The sequence below is a fragment of the Nonomuraea sp. NPDC049421 genome, from assembly GCF_040677005.1.
GTDB classification, from domain to species: domain Bacteria; phylum Actinomycetota; class Actinomycetes; order Streptosporangiales; family Streptosporangiaceae; genus Nonomuraea; species Nonomuraea salmonea.
The window spans coordinates 131020-155381 of sequence record NZ_JBFAQA010000002.1 but is presented as its reverse complement, the minus strand read 5'-3'; the positions used below and the strand labels follow the sequence as shown (position 1 = coordinate 155381).

The following is a 24362-nucleotide window of genomic DNA, read 5'->3' as shown; positions in this document are numbered from 1 at the left end:
AAGGTTCCAGGAGATCCGGAACGTGGTATCACAATGACGCATGGCTGACTTCACGCCGCTCCTGCCCGGTGACCCTCAGCAGCTGGGCGGTTTCGAGCTGCTCGGCAGGCTGGGCGAGGGCGGGCAGGGCGTCGTCTTCCTCGCCAGGACCCCCATGGACGTGCGGGTGGCGGTCAAGTGGCTGCGCCCGTCCGACGACGCCGACACCGTCGAGCGGTTCCTGCGGGAGGCGGAGGTCGCCCGGCGGGTGGCGGCGTTCTGCACGGCGGCGGTGCTCAGCACGGGCACCGAGCAGGGCCGCCCCTACATCGTCAGCGAATACGTCGAGGGCCGCTCGCTCGACCGGCAGGTACGCGAGGACGGCCCCCTGCCGGGCGGCGACCTCGAACGGCTGGCCATCGGCACCGCCACCGCGCTGGCCGCGATCCACGAGGCCGGGGTGGTGCACCGCGACTTCAAGCCGGGCAACGTCATCATGGGCGCCAGCGGGCCGCGGGTGATCGACTTCGGCATCGCCCGCACGCTCGACCCGGCCACGATGACGAGCAGCACGCAGATCGGGACGCCCGCGTACATGGCTCCCGAGCAGATCATGGGCCACGCGGTGGGCCCGGCGGCCGACCTGTTCTCCTGGGCCGGGACGATGGTGTTCGCCTCCTGCGGGCGGGCGCCGTTCGGCAGCGACGGCACGCACGCGGTGATGAGCCGGGTGCTGCACGAGGAGCCCGAGCTGGGGCTGCTCGACGGGCAGCTGGCCGACCTCGTACGCCGCTGCCTGAGCAAGGACCCGGCGAACAGGCCCGCCGCGATGGAGGTGATCACCCACCTGCTGCGCGCTCCGCAGCCGGGCGCGAACCCGCTCGCCGAGGGCACCAGGCAGGCCGAGCCGGTGCCCGCCGCACCTCCGGCCGACCCGCCCATGACCCCTCCAACGGGTCCGTCCGGGCGCGGGCGGCGCGGGCTGCTGCTCGCCGCCGGCGCGGTGGTCGCGGCGGCCGTCGTGACCGCCGCGATCACGCTGCCCGGCATGCTCGGCAAGGACGCCACCCCGCGCGCCTCCGCCGCGCCCGCGACGACCACGCCCGCCTCCAACACCGCCACACCGACACCGACACCGACACCGACCAAGCTGCCCGGCGACGACATCACCCTCTACGAGAGCCCGTCCGACCCGATCACGCTCACCGCGTACGAGGTGGACGACGACGACTACGCCCGAAGGTCGCTGGACGGCGAGTTCGAGAAGTTCCCCAAGAACGTCGACTCGAAGGTCTCCCCCGACGGCCGCTACCTGGCGGGCAGGCCCGAGGACTACACCTCCGACGGCTACGACTCGATCCTCATCACCGACCGGCGCGACGGCTCCAGCTTCCGGGTGAAGACCGTGCGCAAACCGCTGGACGCCGGCATCCGCACCTGGTCGAAGGACGGCTCGAAGATCCTGCTCAACGTCAACAAGCCGGTCGAGGACGGCGACGGCGAGGAGACCTGGCTCACCACGGGCTTCGCCGTCATCGACGTGGCCGCCGCCAAGGCCGACGTGGTGCAGGTGCCCGACAAGGACATCCGCGACAGCGACTTCGGCTGGGACGCCGGCGAGCGGGGCGTGGTCATCGTCTACGGCGACGACGAGGGGCTGCGCTTCTTCGACCCGTCGGGCAAGCGCGCCCGCGACCTGCCGGGCGTCGGGCGGCTGGCGTCCGGCACGATGGACCTCTTCTCGCCGTCGGGCCGCATGTTCACCACCGAGTGCCCCAAGGGCGCCGACGGCGAGACCTGCCTGTGGGACTCGTCCACCGGCAAGGAGGTGCGCCGCTTCTCCTCCGACTGCGACAAGATCCTCGGCTGGTACGACGAGTCGCACCTGTACTGCTGGGAGCACGACAACACCAGCAGGGACGAGGTCCGCGTGGTGGCCTTCGACGGCAGGCTGGTCGGGCGGCTGCTGGACTCGCCGGCCAAGTCCGACGTGGAGCCGTACTTCACCATCGACCCACCCACCTCCTGACATGTCCGGGCACAGGGCCACCCCCACCCCGCGGGAGCATACATAAGCAGGTGATATAAATGTCTTATGCAAGCTGATCCCCCTTCTCATCAGGTGGACGAGCTGGAGCTCGCGGCCGGGCTGGCCAGGATCAGGACGATGATGCGGATGTTCGACGTCCCCCGCGACCTGTCCATCACCGCGCTGTCCACGCTGGCGAACCTCGAACGCCTCGGCCCGCGCCGCCTCACCGAGCTGGCCGTGATCGAGGGCGTCACGCAGCCCGCGATGACCCAGCTCGTCTCGAAGCTCGAACGCGAGGCCCTGGCCGAGCGCCGGCCCGACCCCGAGGACGGCCGCGTCGTGCTGGTCCGCCTGACGCAGCACGGCCGCGACGAGCTGGCCAGGCGGCGCGCCGCCCAGGCCAAGCGGCTGGCCGAGCTGGTCGCCGAGCTGCCCGAGGCCGACAGGGCCGCCATCGCCGCCGCGCTGCCCGCGCTCGAGCGGCTGACCTCCCGGGCGCTCGGAGGCGGCGCATGAGCGGCGGCACCACCGGCAGTCCCTTCAAGCAGCCGAAGGCCGTGTGGGCGGTGGCCTTCGCCTGCGTGATCTCGTTCATGGGGATCGGGCTGGTCGACCCGATCCTGCCCGCCATCTCCTCCGACCTGAACGCCTCACCGAGCCAGGTGACGCTGCTCTTCACGAGCTACCTGGTCGTCATGGCCGTCGCCATGCTCGTCACCGGCTGGGTCTCCAGCCGCATCGGCGCCAAGTGGACGCTCATCGCCGGTCTCGTGCTGATCGTGGTGTTCAGCGCGCTGGCCGGCTCCTCGGGCAGCATCGGCGGCATCATCGGCTTCCGCGCGGGCTGGGGCCTCGGCAACGCGCTGTTCGTGGCGACTTCGCTGGCCGTCATCGTGGCCGCCGCCAGCGGCGGCTTCTCCGGCGCGATCATCCTGTACGAGGCCGCGCTCGGTCTCGGCATCGCCGTCGGCCCGCTGCTCGGCGGCGCACTCGGGCACGTCAGCTGGCGCGGCCCCTTCTACGGCGTCTCCGTGCTCATGGCCCTCGCGCTGCTGGCGACGATCCTGCTGGTCCGCCCGCAACCCGAACCGGCGCGCAAGACGGGCCTGCTCGACCCGCTCAAGGCGCTGCGGCACCGTGGTCTGCTCGCCATGAGCCTGACCGCGCTCTGCTACAACTGGGGCTTCTTCACCGTGCTCGGCTACGCCCCGTTCCCCATGGAGCTGGACGCCATCCAGCTCGGCCTGGTCTTCACCGGCTGGGGCCTGATGGTGGCGATCTTCTCGGTGGCCGGCGCGCCCTGGCTGCAGCGCAGGCTCGGCCTGGCCCGCACGCTCTACGGCAACCTGGCGTTGTTCGCGGTCGTCATCTTCGTCATCGCGGCCTTCGTGGAGAACCGGCCGGTGCTGATCGCGGCGGTGATCGTGGCCGGCGTCTTCATCGGCGTCAACAACACGCTCACCACGCAGGCCGTGATGATGGTGGCGCCCGTGGAGCGGCCGGTGGCCTCGGCGGCGTACGGGTTCGTCCGGTTCATCGGCGGCGGCCTGGCGCCGTTCGCGGCCGGCAAGCTCGCCGAGCACTACAACGTGCACGTGCCGTTCGTGGTCGGCGCCTGCGCGATCCTCGTCGGCATCGCGATCCTCGCGACCGGCCACCGCGACCTGGTCCGCGCCGAGCGCAACCAGAACGAGGTGGACGCGCACGCCGAGCAGGGCGAGCGCGGCGCCGAGCTGGCCGAGGCCGCCGAAGCCGGCACCGGCACGCCCAGCTGACCGCTTCACCTGCGTGAACGACCCGCCGGGAGCCGCTCCCGTCGGGTCGTTCACGTGGTCACCAGCGGACGGGGACCTCCTGGAGGCCGCCGACGAGCAGGCCCTCCATGCGCTTGAGGTCCGCGGGCGGCACGGCCGGCTCCAGCGTGGGCAGCTTGCGCAGCAGGGTCTCCAGCGCGACCTGCAGCTCGGTGCGGGCCGGCGCCTGGCCGAGGCAGGAGTGCGGGCCGGCGCCGAAGGTCAGGTGCGGGTTGGGGCTGCGGCCGAGGTCCATCTCGCCGGCGTGCTCGAAGACGGACTCGTCCCGGTCTCGTGCCCGGCGACCAGCAGCCCCATCGCGGTGCCGAGCAACTCGGCGTCGGACATGCCCCGCCCCTCGCCGGCGCTCTCCCTGATGAGCATGCCGATGAGGTCGTCGGTGTCGCCGGCCCGCTTGTCGGCGATGTGCGCGGACATGTACGCGCTGAACTCGGCCATCCCCGCCCGCGCCTCCTCCTGGGAGTGGCGGGTGACGCTGAGCATCATGTCCGGCCAGCGGGAGCAGCGGTGGCGGTCGTCGGCGGGCACGCCGAGCATGTCGCAGATGACGTACACGGGGAGCGGGAAGCTCAGCGCGGCCTTGAGGTCGGCGGGGGCGAGGATGACCTTGGCCTCCTCGTGGAGCTGCTCCCCTGCCGGGGTCAGCGCGACGCTGCGGGTGGTGCGGACCAGCAGCGGGCAGCCCAGCTCCTGCTCCAGTGCGCGGATCTGGCGGCTCAGCACCGGCTGCGCGATGCAGAGCTGCCGGGCCGCGGCCGTCCTCCGCTGACCCGGCTGGGCGGTTTCCGCCAGGCAGGCACAGTACGAGCATTTTTGAAACGTCCACTCCCTCGCCTTCTTTCCCGGGACGGTGGCCTACGATCATGGGTTTCCGGGGTGCCGCGGCGGGGCCCTCACCCGTCTCCGCGCGTCCCGAGTGAAGGGAAGGCGGTTTCGTGACGCAGCTCGTCATCGTTGGCCCTGCCGGGTCGATGATCCTTGACCCGGGGCGGTCGTACCGGTTGGGCCGCGACCCGGGATCGGACATCGTGGTCGACGCCGACCGGGTCTCGCGTCACCACGCCGTGCTCTGGTTCGAGGCCGGTCAGTGGCTGCTGCAGGACGCGGGCAGCCGCAACGGCACGTACGCGAGCGGCCGCCGTGTCCAGCGGGTGGTCGTGCACGCGGGCACCAGCGTCGGGCTCGGCCAGGCCACCGGCGCCGGGATCGTCCGCTTCCGCGCCGCCGCCCTCGTTCCCTCCCCGCGTACGCCGGTCCTCTCGGAGGCCGCGGGGACGGTCCCCTCGGAAGCGGCGGGGACGGTGCCGTTCCCGCGCGCAGGTCAGTGGCGGGAGCCGGTCTCCGTCACCAACCTCACCGGCGCGCAGATCGTCCGCATCGGGCGGGCGCCCGACAACGACATCGTGGTCTCCGACCTGCGGGTGTCCAGGCGGCACGCCGAGCTGCGGGTCACCGGCGGCGTGCACGAGATCGCGGACCTGGGCAGCCGCGGCGGCACGTACGTCAACGGCCGCCCGGTGCACCGGGCCCGCATCTCGCCCGACGACTTCGTCGGCATCGGGCCCTCGACGTTCCGGCTGTCGGGCGGCACGCTCACCGAGTACGCCGACACCGGCGAGGTCTGCCTGCAGGCCCACGGCCTGACCGTCACCGTGGACGGCGGCAAGGTGCTGCTCGACCACGTGACGTTCCCGGTGGGCGAGAAGTGCCTCCTGGCGATCGTCGGCCCGAGCGGGTCGGGCAAGTCCACGCTGCTGCGCGCGCTCACCGGCCTGCGCCCGGCCGACGAGGGCGTGGTCACCTACGACGGGCGCGACCTCTACCGCGACTACGCCGAGCTGCGCTCCCGCATCGGGCTGGTGCCGCAGGACGACATCCTGCACAGCGTGCTGACCGTGCGCCGCGCCCTGCTCTACGCCGCCGAGCTGCGCTTCCCCGACGACACCAGCGCGCCTGAGCGGGAGCGGCGGGTGGACGAGGTGCTGGCGCAGCTCGGGCTAGACCACCGCGCGGAGACCCGCATCTCGGCGCTGTCCGGCGGTCAGCGCAAGCGGGTCAGCGTCGCCCTGGAGCTGCTGACCAAGCCGTCGCTGCTGTTCCTCGACGAGCCGACGTCGGGGCTTGACCCCGGGCTGGACAAGTCGGTCATGCACCTGCTGCGGGAGCTGGCCGACGACGGGCGTACGGTCGCGGTGGTCACGCACAGCGTCGCCAACCTCGACGTCTGCGACCGGCTGCTCGTGATGGCGCCCGGCGGGAAGATCGCCTACTTCGGCCCGCCCGGGCAGGCGCTGCCGTTCCTCGGCTTCGGCGACTGGGCGGACGTCTTCCTCGCCTTCGACGACCCGAGCCGCGACTGGGCCGGCGAGTACGCGCGCTCGCCGCTGCACCGCGAGTACATCACCGCCGACCTCATCGTGCCGGCCTCCGCGCCCTCCCCCGTGCGGCGGGCCGCGCCGCCGAAGCAGCAGAGCTGGTCGGAGCAGCTCGGCACGCTCGTACGCCGCTACTGCCGGGGCATCGTCGCCGACCGGCTGTTCCTCGGCATCACGCTCGTCCTGCCGGTCCTGATGGGCCTGCTGGCCAGGGTCGTGCCGACCGGCGACCTGACCGGGCCGCCCGGCACCAATGCGAGCGCCGCCAACCTGCTGCTGATCCTGTGCGTGGGCGGCTGCCTGACCGGGGCCGCCAACGCGGTGCGCGAGCTGGTCAAGGAACGTCCCATCTACCAGCGCGAACGCGCGGTCGGGCTGTCCAGGTCGGCCTACCTGTGCTCGAAGTTACTCGTGCTCGGCCTGATCACCGTCGTGCAGGGCGTCGTGCTGACGCTGGTGGCGATGGTGAACGTCGGGACGCGCGACGAGGGCGTGTTCACCGCGCCGATGGCGGAGCTGGCGGCGGCCGTGGCGCTGCTGTCGTTCACCGCGATGGTGGTGGGGCTGCTCATCTCCGCGCTGGCGCGGACCAGCGAGACCACGATGCCGCTGCTCGTGCTGGTCACGCTGGTGCAGCTGGTGTTCTGCGGGGCGCTGGTGCACCTGGACGGCAAGGCGGTCATGGAGCAGGTCGCCTGGCTCGTCCCGGCCCGGTGGGCGCTGGCGGCGCTGGCGGCCACGCTCGACGTCGGCCGGCTCATGCCGCCCGGCGAGGACGCGCCCGACCCGCTGTGGAGCCAGGAGGCGGGCACGTGGCTGCTCGACATGGGGGTGCTGGCGGGGCTCGCGGTGGTGTGCTCGTTCGCGGTGGCCCGGCTCCTGCGCCGCCACGAACCGGCCGTGATGCGCGCCCGCTGAACACCTCCGGCGAGGCACGCGCGACTCGTCCGGCCCGCGCGGCGCTCCCGGCTCTCCCGGCTGCCCAGGGGCCGCGCGCCGGTGGGTATCAGGGCTTCTACCGGGGGTTTTCTTCGCAGGAAATCCTCAGTTTTGCCTTATATGGTGACAAGCCCCCGAGGAGTCACCATGCCGCCGTGACCCCTGTCAGACGCCTGCGCGGGCCCAGGGGCACGGGGTGAAAGGATCAGGAAATCGCGCAATGGGAGTCGTACACAAAGGGTTCAAACGGCGGGCACGACTTCTCCGCGAGGCGCTGCGCCCACCGCGGCAGCTTCCGAGTTCGGAGCCGGCCAACTCCGGGCTCGCCGAAGGGCTCAAGGCGCGCCGCCCCCCGAAGCGCACGCAGGCCGTCGACCACAACGTCCCGGCCGTGCCACGGCTGGTCCGCTCCCCCGTCTTCGTCATCGCCCCCGTACGCTCCGGCTCGACGCTGCTGCGCATGCTGCTGAACAGCCACTCCCGCATCCGCTCCCCGCACGAGCTGCACCTGCGCACCATCGGCGTGGAGCTGACGCCCGGCTTCTCCGAGGCGTCGATGGAGGAGCTGGAGCTGGACCGGGTGGAGCTGGAGCACGTCCTGTGGGACCGCATCCTGCACCTGGAGCTGCTGCGCAGCGGCAAGGACATCATGGTCGACAAGACGCCGGGCAACGTCTTCATCTGGGAGCGGCTGCGCTATGTCTGGCCTGATGCGAAGTTCCTGTTCATGCTGCGCCACCCGGAGGGCGTGATCTCCTCGCTGCAGAAGCGCAAGGACAACACCGCCACCAGGGAGTCGCTGGAGGCCACGGCGCTGAAGTACTTCAAGCCCCTGGAGAAGGCGCGCAGCACGGTCGGCGGACTGAGCGTGCGCTACGAGGAGCTGACCGCGCAGCCGGAGCAGGTGACCAAGGAGATCTGCGCGTACCTGGGCGTGGAGTGGGAGCCCCGCATGCTCGACTACGGCCGCCAGTACCAGGGACAGTTCGCGCCGAACCTGGGCGACCGCAGCGACACCATCAAGTCGGGCCGCATCCAGGCCGCCCGCAGGTTCGACGACGTCACGCTGCCGCCCAAGCTCGAAAGGTACGCCGCCGCCTGGGGCTACCGCTAGGAGACGCGGGCCAGCCAGCGGCCGTGCGCCGTCCAGCACTCGGCGCCGGAGAAGCCGGCCGCCAGCGCGATGCGGCGCACGTCGTTGGCCGAGACCGTGGCCCAGCCGAACCACTCCCCCGCCTGCGCACCCCGCCGCAGCCGCAGCCGGTCCACCCTGCTGCGGGTGCCGGGCGGCGCGACCTCGGCCAGGATCGTGCCGCCCGGCCGCAGCAGCTGCCTGAGCCGGTGCAGCAGCGCCTCGGGGTTGCCGCCGATGCCGATGTTGCCGTCGGCCAGCAGCGCCGTCGCCCACCGCCCGCTGCCCGGCACCTCGTCGAAGACGTCGCGCAGCAGCGCGAACCCGCCCGCCCGCCGGGTCAGCGCGACCGCGCGCGGCGTGATGTCGATGCCGAGCGTACGGATGCCGCGCCGTGTCAGTTCGGCCGTCAGCCGGCCCGGCCCGGAGCCCACGTCGAGAGTGGGGCTGTCGCAGCGGCTCAGCAGTTCCTCGTCGCCGTCGATGAGCCGGAACCAGCGGGCCGCCTCCAGCGGGACGAGCGTGCCGTCCACGTACTCGATCTCGGCCGTCTCGCCCGCGAGCGCGTCGGCGTACAGGTCCCCGATCATCGGCCCAGCTCCTTGACGGTGGCGGCGAAGCCGGAGCCTGGCGCGGCGGCGGCCACGACGGCGGCGTCGGCGGCGCTGTCCACATCGATCAGCTCGGGCAGGTGATGCACGCTCAGCTCGGCGCGGTCGAGCCGGTCGAGCTGGTGCTTGCCGGTCTCCGGGTGCGACATGGGCACGCCCAGCAGCAGCGACGGGTCGGGCTCGCGCAGGCCGAGCAGCCAGAAGCCGCCGTCGGCCGCGGGCCCGTACACCGCGTCGTGCTCCTCCAGCGCGTACGCCGCCTCGCGCAGCAGCTCCGGCGTGACCTGCGGGGTGTCCATGCCGATCAGCACGACGGGTCCCGGCCGCAGCCGGTGGGCGTCGATGAAGGCCGCCGCGAGCCGCTCGTCGAGCCCGGCGCCGCGCTGCGGGATCACCACGACGTCCGGCGGCAGCCAGCGGCCCGGCAGCCCGTCGAGCGCCAGGACCGGCCTGGCGGCCACCGCCGACGCGGCGCGCAGGCTGTCGCGCAACGCGGCCTCGGCCAGCGCCGCCGCCTCCTCCTGGCTGTACGGCGGCGTCAGCCGGGTCTTGACCTTCCCCGGCAGCGGCTCCTTGGCGATGATCACGATGTGCGGCTCGCGGGGGGTGTCGGAGTGGTTCAGGGTACTCATTCCTTCGCTGAGAGCCCGGCCGGGACGGGCCGCCTGGCGAGCAGCGCGACCATGACGGCCAGGGCGGACGCGGTGTAGAAGGCGGTGGCGAGGACGCCGGACCCGGCGGGGCCGTCGGCGTAGGCGATGGCGCCGGCCAGGGCCGTCCCCAGCCACTCCAGGCGGCCCGCCATCGCGGCCAGCGCGACGACGAGCAACGCGTACCAGGAGTAGCCGGGGGTGAGCAGCAGCAGGAACGCGCCGCTGACCAGCAGCGCCCCATCCCACGGCCGTTCGGGGTCCCCGTAGCGCAGGACGAGCAGGGCGACGGCGGCGAGCAGCACGATCGCCGCGTACGGCGCCCACGGGTCCGGCAGGAGCAGGCGCAGGACGGCGTAGCGGTTGCCGTCGCCGGCCGCGTCGTAGCGCTCCTCCTTGAGGTAGCCGGGCAGGTAGCCGATCACCGAGGGGCCGGAGGCCAGCACGTACGGCACGTACGACAGCGCCACCACCAGCCCGGCCGGCCCGAGCATGGTGAGGGCGCGGCGCCGGCGCAGGGGGCCCGCCAGGGAGCCCGCCAGGGCACCCGGCAGTGCGGTGACGGGCAGCAGCTTGGCCGCGACGGCGGCGCCGAGCAGCGCGCCGCGCCCGCGTACGACGCTGAAGGCGAGCACCACCAGCAGCACGCCCAGCATGTCGACGTGCGCGTTGTTGACCGCCTCCACCGGCACGGCCGGGCACCACGCCCACGCCGCGGCCCGGCGCGGCCCCGCCACCCGGTGCAGTGCGAGCAGCGCCCCCACGGCCAGCAGGAACCCCGCCACCTGCAGCGGCTTCTGCCCCGCGCCCTCCGGCGACAGCCAGTGGACGAGCAGGAAGTAGCCCTGTGCGAGCGGCGGGTAGATGGTCGGCACCGTGGGCCGGTTGATCCGCGTGCAGCCCCCGTCGGGCAGCGGATACAGCCCTTCGCAGTCCTTCGGGAACAGCCAGGGGTCGCGCAGCCCCGCCAGCGCCGGGTCGGACGGCGGATAGGCGTACGGGGAGATGCCCGCGGCCTGCACCTGGCCGTCCCAGACGTAGCGGAAGGAGTCGGTGCTGCTGCTCGGCGGCGCGGTGAGCCCGGTCGCGGCCAGCACGATCCCGCCGGCCAGGACCAGCGGGCCGAGCCGCCGCTCCGGCAGGCGCCGCGCCGCCCACAGCGCGGCTCCGAACAGCGCCCACGCGGCCAGGTACCAGCCCAGGCGGGGCGGCCCCGAGACCGTCACGACCAGGACGGCCGCCAGGGCGGCGAGCGCCGCGCCGGCGGCGAGCATGCTTCGACTCACGCGCCGCAGCCTGGCACCCCGCGGCGGCTGCCGGAACGCGTCCGCGGCTGCTGTTCCGGGTCCGTAAGAACCCTTACGAACCCCTTACGCGCCGTCGCGCCGCGGTGGCGGACGGCTAGCGTCGGCGGCGTGAGAGTCATGGTCACCGGCTCGGCCGGTTTCATCGGGCGGCACGTCGCCGGCGCCCTGGAGGACGCCGGGCACGACGTCGTCGGCCTGGACATCAGCGACGGCACGGACGTACGCGACCCGCGCGCACTCGACGAACTGCTGCCGGGCGTCGAGGTCGTGGTGCACCAGGCGGCCAAGGTGGGGCTCGGCGTGGACGTCTCCGACCTGCCCGACTACGCCTCGATCAACGTGTACGGCACGGCGGTGCTGCTCGCGGCCATGGCCAGGCACGACATCAGGCGGCTGGTGCTGGCGTCCTCGATGGTGATCTACGGCGAGGGCCGCTACGCCTGCGCCGCCCACGGTGTCGTCAGGCCGGGCCCGCGCACGGTCGGGGACCTGGAGCGGGGCCGCTTCGACCCGCCGTGCCCGCACTGCGGCGAGCCGCTGACCTGGGCGGAGGTCGGCGAGGACACCCCGGCCGACCCGCGCAACGCCTACGCCACCAGCAAGCTCGCCCAGGAGCACCTGGCCGCCAACTGGGCCAGGGAGACCGGCGGCAGCGCGGCGGCCCTGCGGTATCACAACGTCTACGGGCCGCACATGCCGCTCGACACCCCTTACGCGGGGGTTGCCGCGATCTTCCGCTCCGAGCTGCGGGCGGGGCGGGCGCCGCAGGTGTTCGAGGACGGGCGGCAGCAGCGCGACTTCGTGCACGTACGCGACGTGGCCAGGGCGAACCTGGCCGCCGTCACCGCGCCCGTCCCCGAGGGCACGCTGCGCGCCTGGAACGTCGCCTCCGGCAGCCCGCACACCGTGGGCGAGATGGCCGCCGCGCTCGCCGCCGAGCGGGGCGGGCCCGGCCCGCAGGTCAACGGCCGCTACCGGCTTGGCGACGTGCGCCACATCGTCGCCTCGCCCGCGCGGGCCGCCGACGAGCTGGGGTTCCGGGCCGAGATCGGGTTCGACGCCGGGATGAAGGAGTTCGCGCAGTCATGACCGTCGATGTGATCCTGCCCTGCCTCAACGAGGAGGCCGCGCTCGCCTGGGTGCTCGAACGCATGCCGGGCGGCTTCCGTCCGATCGTCGTGGACAACGGCTCGACCGACCGGTCCCCGCAGATCGCCGCCGAGCTGGGGGCCGAGGTGGTGCGCGAGCCCGTACGCGGCTTCGGCTCGGCCTGTCACGCCGGGCTGCTGGCCGCGTCCGCCGAGGTGGTGTGCTTCATGGACGCCGACGCCTCGCTCGACCCGGGCCAGCTGTCCCGGGTGACCGCGCCGGTCGTGGGCGGCTCGTCCGATCTCGTGCTCGGGCGGCGGGTGCCCAGCGAGGCCGGCGCCTGGCCGGCGCACGCCCGGCTGGGCAACGCGGTCCTGGCGGGCAGCCTGCGCCGGCACACCGGGGCGCCGCTGCACGACCTCGGCCCGATGCGGGCGGCCAGGCGCGAAGCGCTGCTCGCGCTCGCCCTGGCCGACCGCCGGTTCGGCTATCCGCTGGAGATGGTGCTGCGCGCGGCGGCGGCCGGGTGGCGGATCGGCGAGGTGGAGGTGGACTACCTGCCGCGCAAGGGCCGCTCCAAGGTGACCGGCACGCTGCGCGGCACGCTGACCGCCATCTCCGACATGCGCCGCGTGCTGTCCGAGGTCCGCGCCGGCTGACCCGGATCGCACGCCGGCCGCTCACCTCCGCGGCGCACGCCGGCTCAGGGGTGCGCGGGCCGGCTCAGGAGTGCGCGGGCCGGCTCAGAAGTGCGCGGGCCGGCTCAGGAGTGCGCGGGCCGGCCGGTCACGCTCTTCGGTAGAGGGCGAGCGCGACCGGGGCGAGCGCGAGCGTCAGCACGCCGGACACGGCCAGCACGAAGGCGATCCGACCGAGGTCGGGGGCGCCGTCCAGGAGGCCGCGGGCCGCTTCCACGAGCCGCGTCACCGGGTTGACCGCCACGAACCCCCGCAGCCAGCCGGGCATCGTGTCCGGCGGCGCGAACGCCGAGCTGACGAACGTCAGCGGGAACAGGATCAGCGTGGAGGCCCCCATGACGGCGGCCGGCGTGCGTACGGTGAGGCCGGCGATCAGCCACAGCCAGCTCAGCGCGAAGCAGAACGCCAGCAGCAGTGCGACGGCTCCCGCGACACCCGCGAGCCCGCCCGGCGGCCGGTAGCCGATGGCCGCCGCGACGCCCAGCACCAGCGCGGCGGCCAGCCCGTAGCGCAGGGTGTCGCCGAGCAGCGCGCCGACCAGCGGGGCGGGCCGCCAGACGGGCTGCGCGCGGAACCGGTCGAAGGCGCCCCGCCCGATGTCGGTGTTCACTGTCACCGCCGTGTACATCGTCATGAACACGACCGTCTGCGCGAGGATCCCGGGCAGCGCGTACGCCAGGTACGCCTCGGGCGAGCCGACCATGGCGCCGCCGAAGACGTACGTGAACATGAGCGTGAACAGGATCGGGAAGAGGGTCGCGTCCAGCAGCTGCTCGGGGACGTGCCTGATCTTCAGCAGGGCCCGCCAGGTGAAGGTCAGCGTGGCCGCGACGGGCCCGGCCCCGGCGCCCGGCGGCGGCGCGTCGCGGACGACGGCCGCGACCAGGCGCGCGTCCTGCTCGGCGGCACTCATCCCGCGGCTCTCAGGCCCTGCCATCCGCCGCCTCCTCCGGAACGGCTCGGTCCGCCGCCGATCACGCCGCCTCCTCGGGAACGGCCCGGTCCGCCGCTCTGCCGGTGAGGGCGAGGAAGACCTCGTCCAGGCTCGGCTGGGCGAGCGCGTACTCGCCGACGGCGTAGCCCCGCGCGGCGACGGCGGCGAGCGCGGGCGCGACGGCGTCCGGCCGCTCCACCCGCAGCGTCAGCGCGACCGGATCGGCCTCCAGCACGGGTACGGCCCCCAGCAGCCCGCCGAGCAGGCCGGCGACCGGCGCCCGGTCGGCGGGGTCGGCGACCCGCACGCGCAGCGCGCCCGACCCGGCCAGCGCCTTGAGCCGGCCGCTGGTGCCCTCGGCGATGACGCGGCCGTGGTCCACGACGGCGATGCGGCCGGCGAGCCGGTCGGCCTCCTCGAGGTACTGCGTGGTCAGCAGCACGGTGGTGCCGGCGTCGGCCAGCGCCCTGACGCTCTGCCAGACCTGGCCCCTGCCGCGCGGGTCGAGGCCGGTGGTCGGCTCGTCGAGCAGCAGCAGGCCGGGCCGGACGACGAGGGAGGCGGCGATGTCGAGGCGGCGACGCATCCCGCCGGAGTACGTCTTGACCTCCTTCCTGGCCGCCGCGCCCAGGTCGAAGGCGTCCAGCAGGCCGGCGGCGCGGCTCCTCGCCGCCCTGCCCCGGTGGCCGCGCAGGCGGGCGAGCAGGGTGAGGTTCTCCAGCCCCGTCAGGTCCTCGTCGAGGGAGGCGAACTGGCCGGTGAGCGCGAGCCGCTCCCTGACTCTGGCCGCCTCGGTGACGACGTCGTGGCCGAGCACGCGGGCGGTGCCGCCGTCGGGCCTGATGAGCGTCGCGATCATCTTGATCGTGGTCGTCTTGCCCGCGCCGTTCGGGCCGAGCACCGCGTACACGCTCGCCGCCGGCACCTCCAGGTCGATGCCGTCCACCGCCCGGTGCGCGCCGAATCTCTTGACCAGGCCCCTGGCCTGGATCGCCGGTGATGTCATGACGGCAGCGTGGCCGGGCGGCGGTGCGGCCGTCTTGCACGAATGTTCAGGCGGTGGTGTAGGCGGTGCCGTCGACCGACCAGAGCGGGTCGGCGGCGATCGCGCCGGGGGTGCGGCCGGTGCAGGCGAGCACGTCGCGGTGCAGGTGGGACTGGTCGGTGTAACCCAGCTCGGCGGCCACCTCGGCGACGCCGCGCGCGGTGGCGAGCCCGCGCAGCGCCCGGTCGAAGCGGACGATCATCGCCGCCCGCTTCGGCGGCACGCCGATCTGCGCCTTGAACCGGCTCCAGAACCGGGTGCGGCTCCACCCGTAGCGGGCGGGCAGCGCGCCGATCGGCACCTGCCCGTGACCGGCCTTGATGCGCCGCCAGGCGTCGGCCACCTCGGGGTCGAGGCGGGCCGTCGTCCGGTCGCGCCGGGCGAGCGCCGCGCCGACCAGCGCGAAGCGTTCGTCCCACGAGCGGGTCTCGATGAGCCGCGCCCGCAGCAGGGCCGCCTCGGGGCCCCACACGTCGGCGAGGTCGAGCGGCGCGCCGTTGAGCTCGGCGGGCAGCACCCCGAGCAGGGCGGGCGCGACCGCGAGGTCCACCTGCAGCTCGACGCAGTCGACGCCGCGCCCGGCGATGCGGGCAGGCGCGGGCGCCAGGCCGGTGACGATGCCGCCCTCGACCCTGCCGGCCAGGGGTTCGAGGCTGCCGTCGGTGCAGTCGATGACGATCGCGACGGCGGGACCCGGCGGTACGCGCTCCTCGAACGTCCCGCCGGCCAGGTCACGGAAGCCCGCCATCAGGACACCGGGGATCTCGCGGGCCGGGCCGGCCACCTCCCAGGTGCCGTGTCGGCGGACGCCGGGTGCTGCCATGAGTCGAGCCTACGTCCGCGCGGACGGGGTTCAGCGGCTGAAGAACTCCCAGGTGCGGGCCTGCTCCTCCGGGGTGCCGATCGGGATGACCGTCAGGTCGGTGGCTCCGGCCGACGCGAACCTCTCGATGCCCTTCTCCACGTCGCTCTCGTCCCCGCCGATGAGCAGCTCGTGCACACCCGACAGGCCCTGCCGGTCGAGCACGGCGCGGTAGGCGGCGAAGTCGCCGGTGAAGCCCATCTGCGCCTGGAGCTCGCCGCGCACCCGGTCGGGGTCGGAGGTGACGCAGACCATGGCGGAGGCGACCACGCGCGGCGCGGGCCGGCCGGCCGCCTCGGCGGCGGCGGTGATGCGGGGCACGATGTAGTCGCCGATGAGCGGGGCGCCCACCCAGGTGAGGATCGTGCCGTCCGCCAGCTCGCCGGCGACGCGCAGCATCACGGGGCCGAGCGCGGAGATCAGCACGGGCGGGGGCTCGGCGCCGGGCGCGGGGATCTGGCCGGCGACCGACAGCGTCTCGCCCTGGAAGTCGACGGGCTCGCCGCGCAGCAGCGGGCGCAGGGCGGTGAGGTATTCGCGGACGTGGACGGCCGGGCGCTCGTACGGCACCCCGTACATGGCCTCCACGAGATGCTTGTGGCTCGGGCCCAGGCCGAGGGTGAAGGTGCCGCCGCTGATGGCGTTCGCGGCGAGGGCCTGCTCGGCCATCGCGTACGGGTGCCTGGCGTAGGTGATGGCCACGCTGGTGCCCACCTCCATGCCGGGGTTCAGCCGGCCGGCCAGGCCCGCCACGCTGATCGCGTCGAGCGAGGCATATTGGTTGAAGAAGGCGCTCTCGAACCCAGCCGTGCGGGCGGCGCCCACCTGCTCCAGCAGGGTGTCCAGGTCCGCGCCGCCGGTCGCCAGGGCGATGCCCAGTTTCATGTTGGCGTTCCTAACGTGAAGGGGAGATTCCGGTTCCGCTCTTGCACGGTACACTAACCTGAATCCAGGATTCACGTTGAGAGGATGAACCGGATGATGCGGGCCGATGCGCGGCGCAACCGCGAGCGCATCCTGATGACGGCGCTCGAACTGTTCACCGAGCGCGGGCCCGGCGTCTCGATGGAGGAGATCGCCCAGACCGCCGGCCTGGGCGTCGGCACCCTCTACCGCCACTTCCCCGACCGCCGGGCCATGGTGGAGGAGCTGGCGGAGATCACGCTGGAGGGACTGCGGGCACACATCCATGGCCGGCTGGAGGAACAGCCGGAGACGTACTGGGCGCTGCTGCTCGACGTGATGAACTACTGCGCCTGGCAGCCGCTGACGCTGATCGCGTCGCTCGCCGGGTCGGCGCCGGTGCCGCCGTCCTGCGCGAAGCTCTGGGACGAGGTGAGCGAGCTGCTGGCGCAGATCGCCGGGCGGGCGCAGCAGGAGGGCTCGGTGCGCCGCGACCTCACCCCCGAGCAGGCCGTGGAAGTGCTGTACGCCACCGTCTGCCGCCCCGCCTCGCGCCTCGACGACCCGCTCACCACGGTCGTCCTCGACGGCCTGCGGGCCACGGCCCCCCAGGAGCCGTAGCCGCCCACCGGCCGGAGGCCCGCACGATGCCGCCGGCGGAGCGGCGCCCGGCTCCGCACGAGCCGGGCCGCTCGCGGGGCGATCAGCCGGCCGCGCGCCGGACGAGCTCGGCGATCCGCTCCTCGGTGCCGGCGTCGAGCCCCGTCAGCGCGTAGGCCGAGGGCCACATGACGCCGTCGTCGAGGCTCGCGGCGTCGTTGAAGCCGAGGGTCGAGTAGCGGGTCGTGAACTTCGACGAGGGCTGGAAGAAGCAGACGACCTTGCCGTCCCTGGCGTAGGCGGGCTGGCCGTACCAGAGCTTGGAGGTCAGGTGCGGCGCGTTCTCCTTGACGATGGCGTGGATGCGCTCGGCCAGCTCCCTGTCGCCCTCGGGGAACTCGGCGATCTTGGCGAGCACGTCCGCCTCGCCGTCGGCCTTGGCCTTGGAGCCGCGCCGCGCCGTCTTCTTCAGCTCCTGCGCGTGCTCCTTCATCGCGGCGCGCTCTTCCTCGGTGAAGCCTTCGTAGCCCGTGGTGCTCTTGGTGGCCATGACAATGGGTCCTTTCTGAACAGATATGACAAGTGAGGGACAGTATGGAGGTTCAGCCCCACGCGCCCGCGATCTGGCGGGTGCTCGCGTTGAGCCGGTTGAACAGGTTGGTGACGCCGACCATGAGGATGATCGCGGCGAGCTGCTGCTCGTCGAAGTAGGTGGCGGCGCGGTCCCAGACCTCGTCGCTCACCGCGTCGGCCCGGTCGGCCAGCCGCGTGGCGGCCTCGGCCAGTGCGAGCGCGGCCCGCTCCTCGTCGGTGAAGTACGGCGCCTCCCGCCAGGCGGCGACCGTGGCGAGCCGCTCCTCGTCCACCCCGGCCTTGCGGGCGGTCTTCACACCGGCGTCGACGCAGGCGCTGCACCCGTTGATCTGGCTGGCCCGCAGGTGCACCAGCTCCAGCGTGGTCGCGTCGACGCCGCCGGAGTGCACGGCCTTGAACAGCGCCTGGATGCCGTCGGTCGCGCCGGGGAGGACGAAGGCGGGGTTCTTCATTCGGGGCTGCATGGTGGTTCCTTTCCGGTTGCCGGCCCTGTCGGCCGGGGCGATGACTCCATCACAGCCGTACCGGCGTCCCGGCACGATGCCCGTGGGACAGCGTGGGACAGCGGCGACGGCGTTGGCCTGCGGAGATCCGTTCCGCTAGATTTGCCGCGCGATGGGACAGAAAGGCGGGCATACGGTGCATCAGCGGACGGCGGCGGACCCCAGGGACGAGCTGGCCGCCCGGCTGCGGCTCATCCAGGAGCTGTCCAAGCGAGGCGTGCGCGCGCTCGCCCGCGACAGCGGCCTCAGCTCCTCTTCGCTGTCGCGCTACCTCGCCGGCCAGTCGGTGCCGCCGTGGCCCGCCGTGGTGGAGCTGTGCCGGCTGGTCAAGCGCGACCCCCGCCAGCTCCGCCCGCTGTGGGAACGCGCCACCAGCCCGCTGCCCGCCCCGCCGAAGGCCACCCGCCAGGTGCAGCCGCCCGCACCGCCCGCCGGGGCCCCGCAGGCGCCGCGCAACGACCTGCCGCGCGACGTGCCCGACTTCACCGGGCGGCAGGAGCAGCTGGCCGCCGTGCTCGCCGCCGTGGACGCCGGCCGGGTGGTCTCCATCGACGGCATGGCGGGCGTCGGCAAGACCTGCCTCGCGGTGCACGCCGCGCACCGGCTCGCCGCCGACTATCCGGACGCGCAGCTCTACATCGACCTGCACGGCTTCACCGAAGGACGCGAGCCGCTCGGCCCCGACCCCGCGCTGCGCACGCTGCTCTCCGCGCTCGGCGTCGCCTCGGAGAAGATCCCGCAGGAGGGCGGCATCGAGCCGCTGGCCGCCTGCTGGCGGGCCGAGCTGGCCGGGCTGCGCGCGGTCGTGGTGCTCGACAACGCCGCCGACGCCGAGCAGGTACGCCCGCTGCTGCCGGGCGCCGGCCCGTCCGTCGCGCTGGTCACCAGCCGCAACCGGCTGCTGGGCCTGGAGGAGGTGCCGCCGGTCTCGCTCGGCGTGCTGACCCCTGAGGAGAGCGCCGAACTGCTCGCCCGCGCCAGCGGCGACCCGGCGGGCCCCGACGGGCGGCTGGCGCGCGACCCCGAGGCGGCGGCCGAGGTGCTGCGCATGTGCGGGCACCTGCCGCTGGCGCTGCGGCTGGCCGGCGCGCGGCTGCGGCATCGTCCCGGGTGGACGGTGGGGGTGCTGGCCGAGCGCCTGGCGGAGGGCGGCAGCGAGTTCGACACCGCGCTCGCGATGTCCGTACGCCAGCTCGACCGGGCGCAGCGCCGGCTGTTCCGGCTGCTCGGCCTGCTGTCCGGGTCGTCCTTCGACGAGTACGTGGCCGCCGCGCTGTCCGGCTTCCCGCTGCGCGAGGCCCGCACGATGCTGGAGGACCTGCTGGACGCCCACCTCGTCCAGCAGCCCGCGGCAGGCCGCTACACCCTGCACGACCTGGTGCACCAGCACGCGCGAAGGGCCTGCGAGGAGCAGGACTCCCCCGCCGACCGGCAGCAGGCGCTGCGCCGGCTGCTCGACTACTACGTGCACGCGGCCGCCGCCGCCGACGCGGCCATGCCGTACGCCTCCGGCAGCCGCCCCGCCACGGCGGGCCCGCCCCCGGCCGCGCTGCCCCGCTTCACCGGCAAGCACGCCGCGCTCGCCTGGTTCACCGCCGAGTACCCCAGCCTGATGGGCGCCTTCGAGCTGGCGATCACCACCGGCGCCGACGCCCACGCCTGCGAGCTGCCGCGCTTCATGCGCGCGTTCTTCGCCCGCCGCTGCGGCACGACCCATCTCAACCTGCTGTTCGAGCGGGCGGTGCCGGCCGCCGAGCGGCTGGGCGATCCGTGGCAGCTCGCCGAGGCCCACAGCGACCTGGGCTTCGCCCGCTACAACGCGGGCCGGATGGCGGAGGCGGCGGCCGCGTACGAGGCGGCGGCGCCCCTGGTGGCCCGGGCGGGCGACCTGCGCTCCCAGGCCGACCTGCTCATGCGCCGCGGCTACCTGAGCTGGGAGGACGGCAGGGGCGACCCGCCGCTGACGCTGTTCGGGCAGGCCCGCGAGCTGTACGAGCGGGCCGGCTGCGCGGAGGGCGCGGCGCACGCGACCGCGTACGAGGCGTGGGCGATGCTCCAGCTCGGCCACCGCGCGGAGGCCGCCAGGCGGGCCCGCGAGGTGCTGGCGGTCGCCTACGACGACCCCGCCTGGCCGGCCGGGCTGACCGCGCTCATCACGCTCGGCATGGCCCTGGCCGACGAGCGGCCCGACGAGGCCGCCGAGCACCTGCGCCGCGCGCTCGACCTGGCCCGTGGCGACGGTCACCGGCACAACGAGGCGTGGTGCCTCAACTGCCTGGGCGTCGCGCTGCGCCGCATGGGACGCCACGAGGAGGCGCTGGCCAGCCACCGGCAGGCGTTCGCGCTGCTGGACGAGCTGTTCGAGGAGCAGTGGAAGGTGCACTTCCTCGACGGGTACGGCGAGACCTGCCGGCAGGCCGGGCTGCCCGGCGAGGCGCTGCGGCTGCACCGCCAGGCGCTCGACCTGGCCGCGCGGATGGGCCACCGGCACAAGGAGGCGCTGGCCCACGAGGGCCTCGCGGCGGTGCTGGCCGACAGCGACCCGGCCGCCGCGGCCGAGCATCGCGCGGCGGGTGAGGCGATCAGGCAGGACCTCGAACTCGGCGCCTGAGTCACCCCGGGGACGCTGTACCGTACGGAAGCCGCGACTTAGGGTAAAGGGCGGCCCTGCCGGTAACGACCGCGTAGCGAGGGAGCGTCATGACCGCGCCTGTCAACACGCCCGACATCCTCTCCCCGGAGTTCATGGCCGACCCGTACTCCGCCTACCGCGTCCTGCGGAACGAGGCGCCACTGCTGTGGCACGAAGGGATGCAGAGCTACATCATCTCGAGGTACGAGGACGTCGAGCGTGCCTTCAAGGACGAGGTGTTCACCACCGCCAACTACGACTGGCAGCTGGAGCCCGTACACGGGCGCACGTTCCTGCAGATGAGCGGCCGCGAGCACGCGGTGCGCCGGGCGCTGGTGGTGCCCGCGTTCCGCGGCGCCGAGCTGCGCCGCACGTTCCTGCCGGTCATCGAGCGCAACGCGCGCGAGCTCATCGACGGCTTCCGGCACGCGGGCGAGGCGGACCTGGTGGCGCAGTTCGCCACCCGTTTCCCCGTCAACGTCATCGTCGACATGCTCGGCCTCGACAAGGCCGACCACGACCGCTTCCACGCCTGGTACACCTCGATCATCGCCTTCCTCGGCAACCTCAGCCAGGACCCTGGCGTCACCGAGCGGGGGCTGCGCACCCGTGCGGAGTTCGCCGCGTACATGATCCCCATCGTCCGGCAGCGGCGCTCCCGGCTGGGCGACGACCTGCTGTCCACGCTGTGCCGGGCGGAGATCGACGGCACCAGGATGAGCGACGAGGACATCAAGGCGTTCTGCAGCCTGCTGCTGACCGCCGGCGGCGAGACCACCGACAAGGGCATCGCCAGCCTGTTCGCGCAGTTGCTGCGCCACCCCGACCAGCTCGAGGCGGTGCGGCGCGACCGGAGCCTGATCGCGCGGGCGTTCGCCGAGACGCTGCGTCACTCGCCGCCGGTCCACATGATCATGCGGCAGCCGGCCCAGGACGTGAAGCTGAGCGGCGGGGTGGTGCCCGCGGGCAGCACGGTGACGTGCCTGATCGGCGCCGCCAACCGGGACGAGGAGCACTACGCCGACCCCGACGCGTTCGATATCTTCCGCCGCGAGCTGGACGAGTCGACCGCGTTCTCGGCCGCCGCCACCCACCTGGCCTTCGCCTTAGGCAGGCACTTCTGCGTGGGCGCGCTGCTGGCCAAGACCGAGGTCGAGGTGGCGGCGAACCAGCTCCTCGACGCCATGCCCGGTCTGCGGCTCGCCGGCGACTCCGAGCCCGGCGAGCAGGGCGTCTTCACCCGCGGCCCGGCCTCCCTGCGGGTCCGCTTCACCCCCGCCGCCTGACGGGAGCGGCGCCGGGCGGTGTCATGCGCCGCGCCGCCCGGCCACCGCCGGCACCAGCGGCAACGTCGGCGTGAACACCACCGGCAGCCCGAACAGCCCGCGCATCCACAGCGACGGCCGCCACCGCAGGTCCTTGGCCGCCACCGCCAGCGTCACGTCGGGCAGCCGGTCCAGCAGCACCTCCACGGCCGTCCGCGCGATGATCTCGGCCAGCTCCGGCGCCGGGAACGGGCAGCCGTGCTCGCCGTGCCCGAACGACATGTGCGCCCGGTTGGTGCTGGAGTCGCTGTGGGTGCCCGGCTGCACGTTCGGGTCGGTGTTGGCCGCCGAGAAGCCCAGCACCAGCAGGTCGCCCTTGCGGATGCGGCGCCCGCCGAGGTTGCAGTCCTGCACCGCCCAGCGGCCGATGAAGTTCTGGGTGGGGGTGTCCTTCCACAGCACCTCGTTGAGCGCCTGCGCGGCGCTGCTGCGCCCGCCCTGCAGCGTGACCGAGAACTCGTCGTCGACCAGCATCAGGCGCAGCGTGTTGCCGATCCAGTTGCTGGTGGGCGCCTGCGCGGCGGCCATCACCACGAGCAGGTCGATGACGATCTCGTCGTCCGACAGCCGGGCCGGGTGGGCGAGCAGCGCCGACGGCACGTCGGGGCCTGGACGGGCGTGCTTGTCGGCGACGAGCTGCGCCATCCTGGCGTGCAGGCGCTGGTGGGCGGTGACCGCGTTGTCGCCGACGTCGAGGGAGTCGAAGACGTCCTGCACGAGCGCGGGGATGTCGCCGTCGGGCAGGCCGTACAGGCGGGCCACGATGCGGGCGGGGATCTGGTAGGCGTACTGGGTGATCAGGTCGGCGCGGCCGTCGCCGGCGAAGGCGTCGATCAGCCGGTCGGCGACCTGCTCGCAGGTGGCGATCAGGTCGATGCGGTTGACCGCGTCGAGCGCGTCGCCGATGGCGCCGGCCCGCCGCTGGTGCTCGCCGCCCTCGGCGTACATGACCGAGGGGGTCCAGCCGACGTACGGCATCAGCGGCCAGTCGGCGGGCAGCCGGTCGTAGATGTTCCAGCGGCGGCAGTCGCGGCCGAACCACTGCGGGTTGGCCGTGATGTGGTGCACCTCCCGGTAGCCCAGCACGAACCAGGCCGGCAGGTCGCCGTCGAGCAGCACCGGCACGACGCTGCCCTGTCGGCGCAGCTGCTGGTAGAGCGTGCCGGGGTCCTCGGCGATGGCCGGCCCGTACAGCCGCACGGCGCCGGCGTGCTCGGGGTAGCCGGCGGCGAGCACCGGGTCGGCGATGGGGCCGGTGGACGGGTGATGCTCGGGCGGGGAGAGGTCGGTCACGGCGTGCTCTTTCTCGGCGATGGGGCATGCAGGCACAGCAGGTGCCGGACGAGGGTGATCAGGACGTTCTTGCACGATTCGCGGTCGCGGGCGTCGCAGTCGAGCAGCGGCACCTCGGCGGGCAGCGTCAGCGCGTCGCGGATGCGGTCGAGCCCCGGGCCCGGCCCGAACCGGTTGACGGCCACCACGAACGGCGCGCGGTGGGCTTCGAGCCGGTCGATGGAGTACCACGAGTCCTCCAGCCGGCGGGTGTCGGCCAGCACGACCGCGCCCAGGCTGCCGCTGAACAGCTGGTCCCACAGGAACCAGAACCGCTGCTGGCCGGGCGCGCCGAACAGGTAGAGCACCCGGTGCGCGTCGAGCGTGATGCGGCCGAAGTCGAAGGCCACCGTGGTGGAGCGCTTGCCGGTGACCCGGCTGACGTCGTCGATGCCGGCCGCGGCCTGCGTCATGATCTCCTCGGTGCTGAGCGGCCTGATCTCGCTCACGGCGCCCACCATGGTGGTCTTGCCCACGCCGAACCCGCCGACGATCACGATCTTGAACGCGTCGGTCGCGGTGGCCGGCAGCGACGTGCCCGGCTCGTCAAAGGTTGCGGAGTCCAATGAGCACCTGCTCCAGGGTTGCGATGTCGGGGACCGAGGCCCGCGCCGCGACCGGGTGACGGGCGGTGATCCGGCCGCTGTCCAGCAGGTCGCACAGCAGGATCTTCACCACGCTGACCGGCAGGGCGAGCCGGGCGGAGATCTCCACCACGGCCACCGGCCGCCGGGCCATGCGCAGGATCCGTACGTGCTCCGACTGCATCCCGGGCCGGGGATCGCCTTCGGCGACGATGAGGGTGACCGTGTCGAACGCGTCGCTGCCCGCGTGCGCGCGGCCCCCGGTGATGGTGTAGAGCCGGTCGGGGACCTCCTTGTCCAGCGCGCGCCCGCGCCCGGCGGCTGCGCCCGGTGCGCGGCGCTGCCGCGGGACGGGGGCGTCGGGCCCCGGCTCCCCCGGCCGGTACGGGCCAGGACCGTCGGGGCCGGGCGGGCGGCGTTCG

General features: G+C 73.7%; 22 protein-coding genes and 2 pseudogenes. 10 read left to right on the top strand and 14 right to left on the bottom strand.

Features of this window, described 5'->3' with window-relative positions; translation table 11 throughout:
• Window positions 1–40: 40 nt before the first annotated feature.
• From AB0K18_RS04325 to AB0K18_RS04315, 3 genes are all read left to right on the top strand, one after another.
• Window positions 41–2008, top strand: coding sequence for a serine/threonine-protein kinase (locus AB0K18_RS04325; RefSeq protein WP_364909621.1), 1968 nt, complete (start codon window positions 41–43; stop codon window positions 2006–2008).
• A 66-nt stretch (window positions 2009–2074) separates the two neighbouring features.
• Window positions 2075–2527: a MarR family transcriptional regulator gene (locus tag AB0K18_RS04320; RefSeq protein ID WP_364909619.1), complete on the top strand. Its 453-nt coding sequence runs from the start codon at window positions 2075–2077 to the stop codon at window positions 2525–2527.
• Window positions 2524–3786, top strand: a complete 1263-nt coding sequence (locus tag AB0K18_RS04315; RefSeq protein ID WP_364909617.1) for an MFS transporter — start codon at window positions 2524–2526, stop codon at window positions 3784–3786. Before AB0K18_RS04320 ends, AB0K18_RS04315 begins: the two co-directional genes overlap by 4 nt.
• Window positions 3787–3844: 58 nt before the next feature.
• Here the strand turns inward: AB0K18_RS04315 and AB0K18_RS04310 are convergent.
• Both AB0K18_RS04310 and AB0K18_RS04305 read right to left on the bottom strand, forming a co-directional pair.
• Window positions 3845–4419 (bottom strand): annotated as a pseudogene (locus AB0K18_RS04310) (cytochrome P450); the annotation flags it as partial.
• 45 nt (window positions 4420–4464) lie between these two features.
• Window positions 4465–4617: pseudogene (locus AB0K18_RS04305) on the bottom strand (LysR family transcriptional regulator); the annotation flags it as partial.
• 143 nt (window positions 4618–4760) lie between these two features.
• On the opposite strand from AB0K18_RS04305, the gene AB0K18_RS04300 reads away from it, so the two are divergent.
• Window positions 4761–7118: an FHA domain-containing protein gene (locus tag AB0K18_RS04300; RefSeq protein WP_364909614.1), complete on the top strand. Its 2358-nt coding sequence runs from the start codon at window positions 4761–4763 to the stop codon at window positions 7116–7118.
• 241 nt (window positions 7119–7359) lie between these two features.
• Window positions 7360–8253 (top strand): sulfotransferase, encoded by an 894-nt coding sequence (locus AB0K18_RS04295; protein WP_364909611.1) that lies wholly within the window; start codon window positions 7360–7362, stop codon window positions 8251–8253.
• Here the strand turns inward: AB0K18_RS04295 and AB0K18_RS04290 are convergent.
• The 3 genes from AB0K18_RS04290 to AB0K18_RS04280 are packed head-to-tail and all read right to left on the bottom strand — an operon-like array spanning window position 8250 to window position 10818.
• Complete coding sequence (locus tag AB0K18_RS04290; protein ID WP_364909608.1) at window positions 8250–8861, bottom strand: methyltransferase domain-containing protein; 612 nt, start codon at window positions 8859–8861, stop codon at window positions 8250–8252. The two genes, AB0K18_RS04295 and AB0K18_RS04290, sit on opposite strands and share 4 nt — an antisense overlap.
• Window positions 8858–9514, bottom strand: a complete 657-nt coding sequence (locus tag AB0K18_RS04285; protein ID WP_364909606.1) for a TIGR04282 family arsenosugar biosynthesis glycosyltransferase — start codon at window positions 9512–9514, stop codon at window positions 8858–8860. The genes AB0K18_RS04290 and AB0K18_RS04285 overlap by 4 nt, the downstream gene beginning before the upstream one ends.
• On the bottom strand, window positions 9511–10818 hold the full coding sequence (locus AB0K18_RS04280) for a hypothetical protein (RefSeq protein WP_364909603.1): 1308 nt from the start codon (window positions 10816–10818) through the stop codon (window positions 9511–9513). Before AB0K18_RS04280 ends, AB0K18_RS04285 begins: the two co-directional genes overlap by 4 nt.
• Before the next feature lie 129 nt (window positions 10819–10947).
• Between AB0K18_RS04280 and AB0K18_RS04275 the strand changes: the two genes are divergently transcribed.
• Window positions 10948–11928 carry an NAD-dependent epimerase/dehydratase family protein gene (locus AB0K18_RS04275; RefSeq protein ID WP_364909601.1) on the top strand — a complete coding sequence of 327 codons (981 nt, stop codon included), beginning with the start codon at window positions 10948–10950 and terminating at the stop codon, window positions 11926–11928.
• Entirely contained in the window at window positions 11925–12587 is a 663-nt protein-coding gene (locus tag AB0K18_RS04270) for a glycosyltransferase family 2 protein (RefSeq protein ID WP_364909598.1), read from the top strand. The genes AB0K18_RS04275 and AB0K18_RS04270 overlap by 4 nt, the downstream gene beginning before the upstream one ends.
• Before the next feature lie 127 nt (window positions 12588–12714).
• Here the strand turns inward: AB0K18_RS04270 and AB0K18_RS04265 are convergent, their stop codons facing one another.
• Genes AB0K18_RS04265 through AB0K18_RS04250 form a run of 4 tightly spaced genes read right to left on the bottom strand, consistent with a single transcriptional unit; the run spans window position 12715 to window position 16352 of the window.
• Entirely contained in the window at window positions 12715–13563 is an 849-nt protein-coding gene (locus AB0K18_RS04265; RefSeq protein ID WP_364909595.1) for an ABC transporter permease, read from the bottom strand.
• Window positions 13564–13600: 37 nt separating this feature from the next.
• Window positions 13601–14566, bottom strand: a complete 966-nt coding sequence (locus tag AB0K18_RS04260) for an ATP-binding cassette domain-containing protein (protein WP_364909593.1) — start codon at window positions 14564–14566, stop codon at window positions 13601–13603.
• 46 nt (window positions 14567–14612) lie between these two features.
• Complete coding sequence (locus tag AB0K18_RS04255; RefSeq protein WP_364909589.1) at window positions 14613–15428, bottom strand: AraC family transcriptional regulator; 816 nt, start codon at window positions 15426–15428, stop codon at window positions 14613–14615.
• 30 nt (window positions 15429–15458) lie between these two features.
• Window positions 15459–16352 carry a TIGR03564 family F420-dependent LLM class oxidoreductase gene (locus tag AB0K18_RS04250; protein ID WP_364909586.1) on the bottom strand — a complete coding sequence of 298 codons (894 nt, stop codon included), beginning with the start codon at window positions 16350–16352 and terminating at the stop codon, window positions 15459–15461.
• 93 nt (window positions 16353–16445) lie between these two features.
• Between AB0K18_RS04250 and AB0K18_RS04245 the strand changes: the two genes are divergently transcribed.
• Complete coding sequence (locus AB0K18_RS04245; RefSeq protein ID WP_364909583.1) at window positions 16446–16991, top strand: TetR/AcrR family transcriptional regulator; 546 nt, start codon at window positions 16446–16448, stop codon at window positions 16989–16991.
• 82 nt (window positions 16992–17073) lie between these two features.
• Here AB0K18_RS04245 and AB0K18_RS04240 read toward each other — a convergent pair whose 3' ends face one another.
• Together AB0K18_RS04240 and AB0K18_RS04235 are read right to left on the bottom strand one after the other, a co-directional pair.
• Complete coding sequence (locus AB0K18_RS04240; RefSeq protein ID WP_364909581.1) at window positions 17074–17520, bottom strand: DUF1801 domain-containing protein; 447 nt, start codon at window positions 17518–17520, stop codon at window positions 17074–17076.
• Between the two features lie 52 nt (window positions 17521–17572).
• A complete protein-coding gene (locus AB0K18_RS04235) occupies window positions 17573–18028 on the bottom strand; it encodes a carboxymuconolactone decarboxylase family protein (RefSeq protein WP_364909578.1) in 456 nt (151 codons plus the stop codon).
• Between the two features lie 175 nt (window positions 18029–18203).
• Between AB0K18_RS04235 and AB0K18_RS04230 the strand changes: the two genes are divergently transcribed.
• A complete protein-coding gene (locus AB0K18_RS04230) occupies window positions 18204–20678 on the top strand; it encodes a tetratricopeptide repeat protein (RefSeq protein WP_364909575.1) in 2475 nt (824 codons plus the stop codon).
• A gap of 89 nt (window positions 20679–20767) precedes the next feature.
• Complete coding sequence (locus AB0K18_RS04225) at window positions 20768–21985, top strand: cytochrome P450 (protein ID WP_364909574.1); 1218 nt, start codon at window positions 20768–20770, stop codon at window positions 21983–21985.
• 21 nt (window positions 21986–22006) lie between these two features.
• Here AB0K18_RS04225 and AB0K18_RS04220 read toward each other — a convergent pair whose 3' ends face one another.
• Genes AB0K18_RS04220 through AB0K18_RS04210 form a run of 3 tightly spaced genes read right to left on the bottom strand, consistent with a single transcriptional unit; the run spans window position 22007 to window position 24241 of the window.
• Window positions 22007–23272: a cytochrome P450 gene (locus AB0K18_RS04220; RefSeq protein ID WP_364910493.1), complete on the bottom strand. Its 1266-nt coding sequence runs from the start codon at window positions 23270–23272 to the stop codon at window positions 22007–22009.
• A 41-nt stretch (window positions 23273–23313) separates the two neighbouring features.
• Complete coding sequence (locus tag AB0K18_RS04215) at window positions 23314–23922, bottom strand: ATP/GTP-binding protein (RefSeq protein WP_364909572.1); 609 nt, start codon at window positions 23920–23922, stop codon at window positions 23314–23316.
• Window positions 23903–24241, bottom strand: coding sequence for a DUF742 domain-containing protein (locus AB0K18_RS04210; protein ID WP_364910490.1), 339 nt, complete (start codon window positions 24239–24241; stop codon window positions 23903–23905). The genes AB0K18_RS04215 and AB0K18_RS04210 overlap by 20 nt, the downstream gene beginning before the upstream one ends.
• Window positions 24242–24362: the final 121 nt, after the last annotated feature.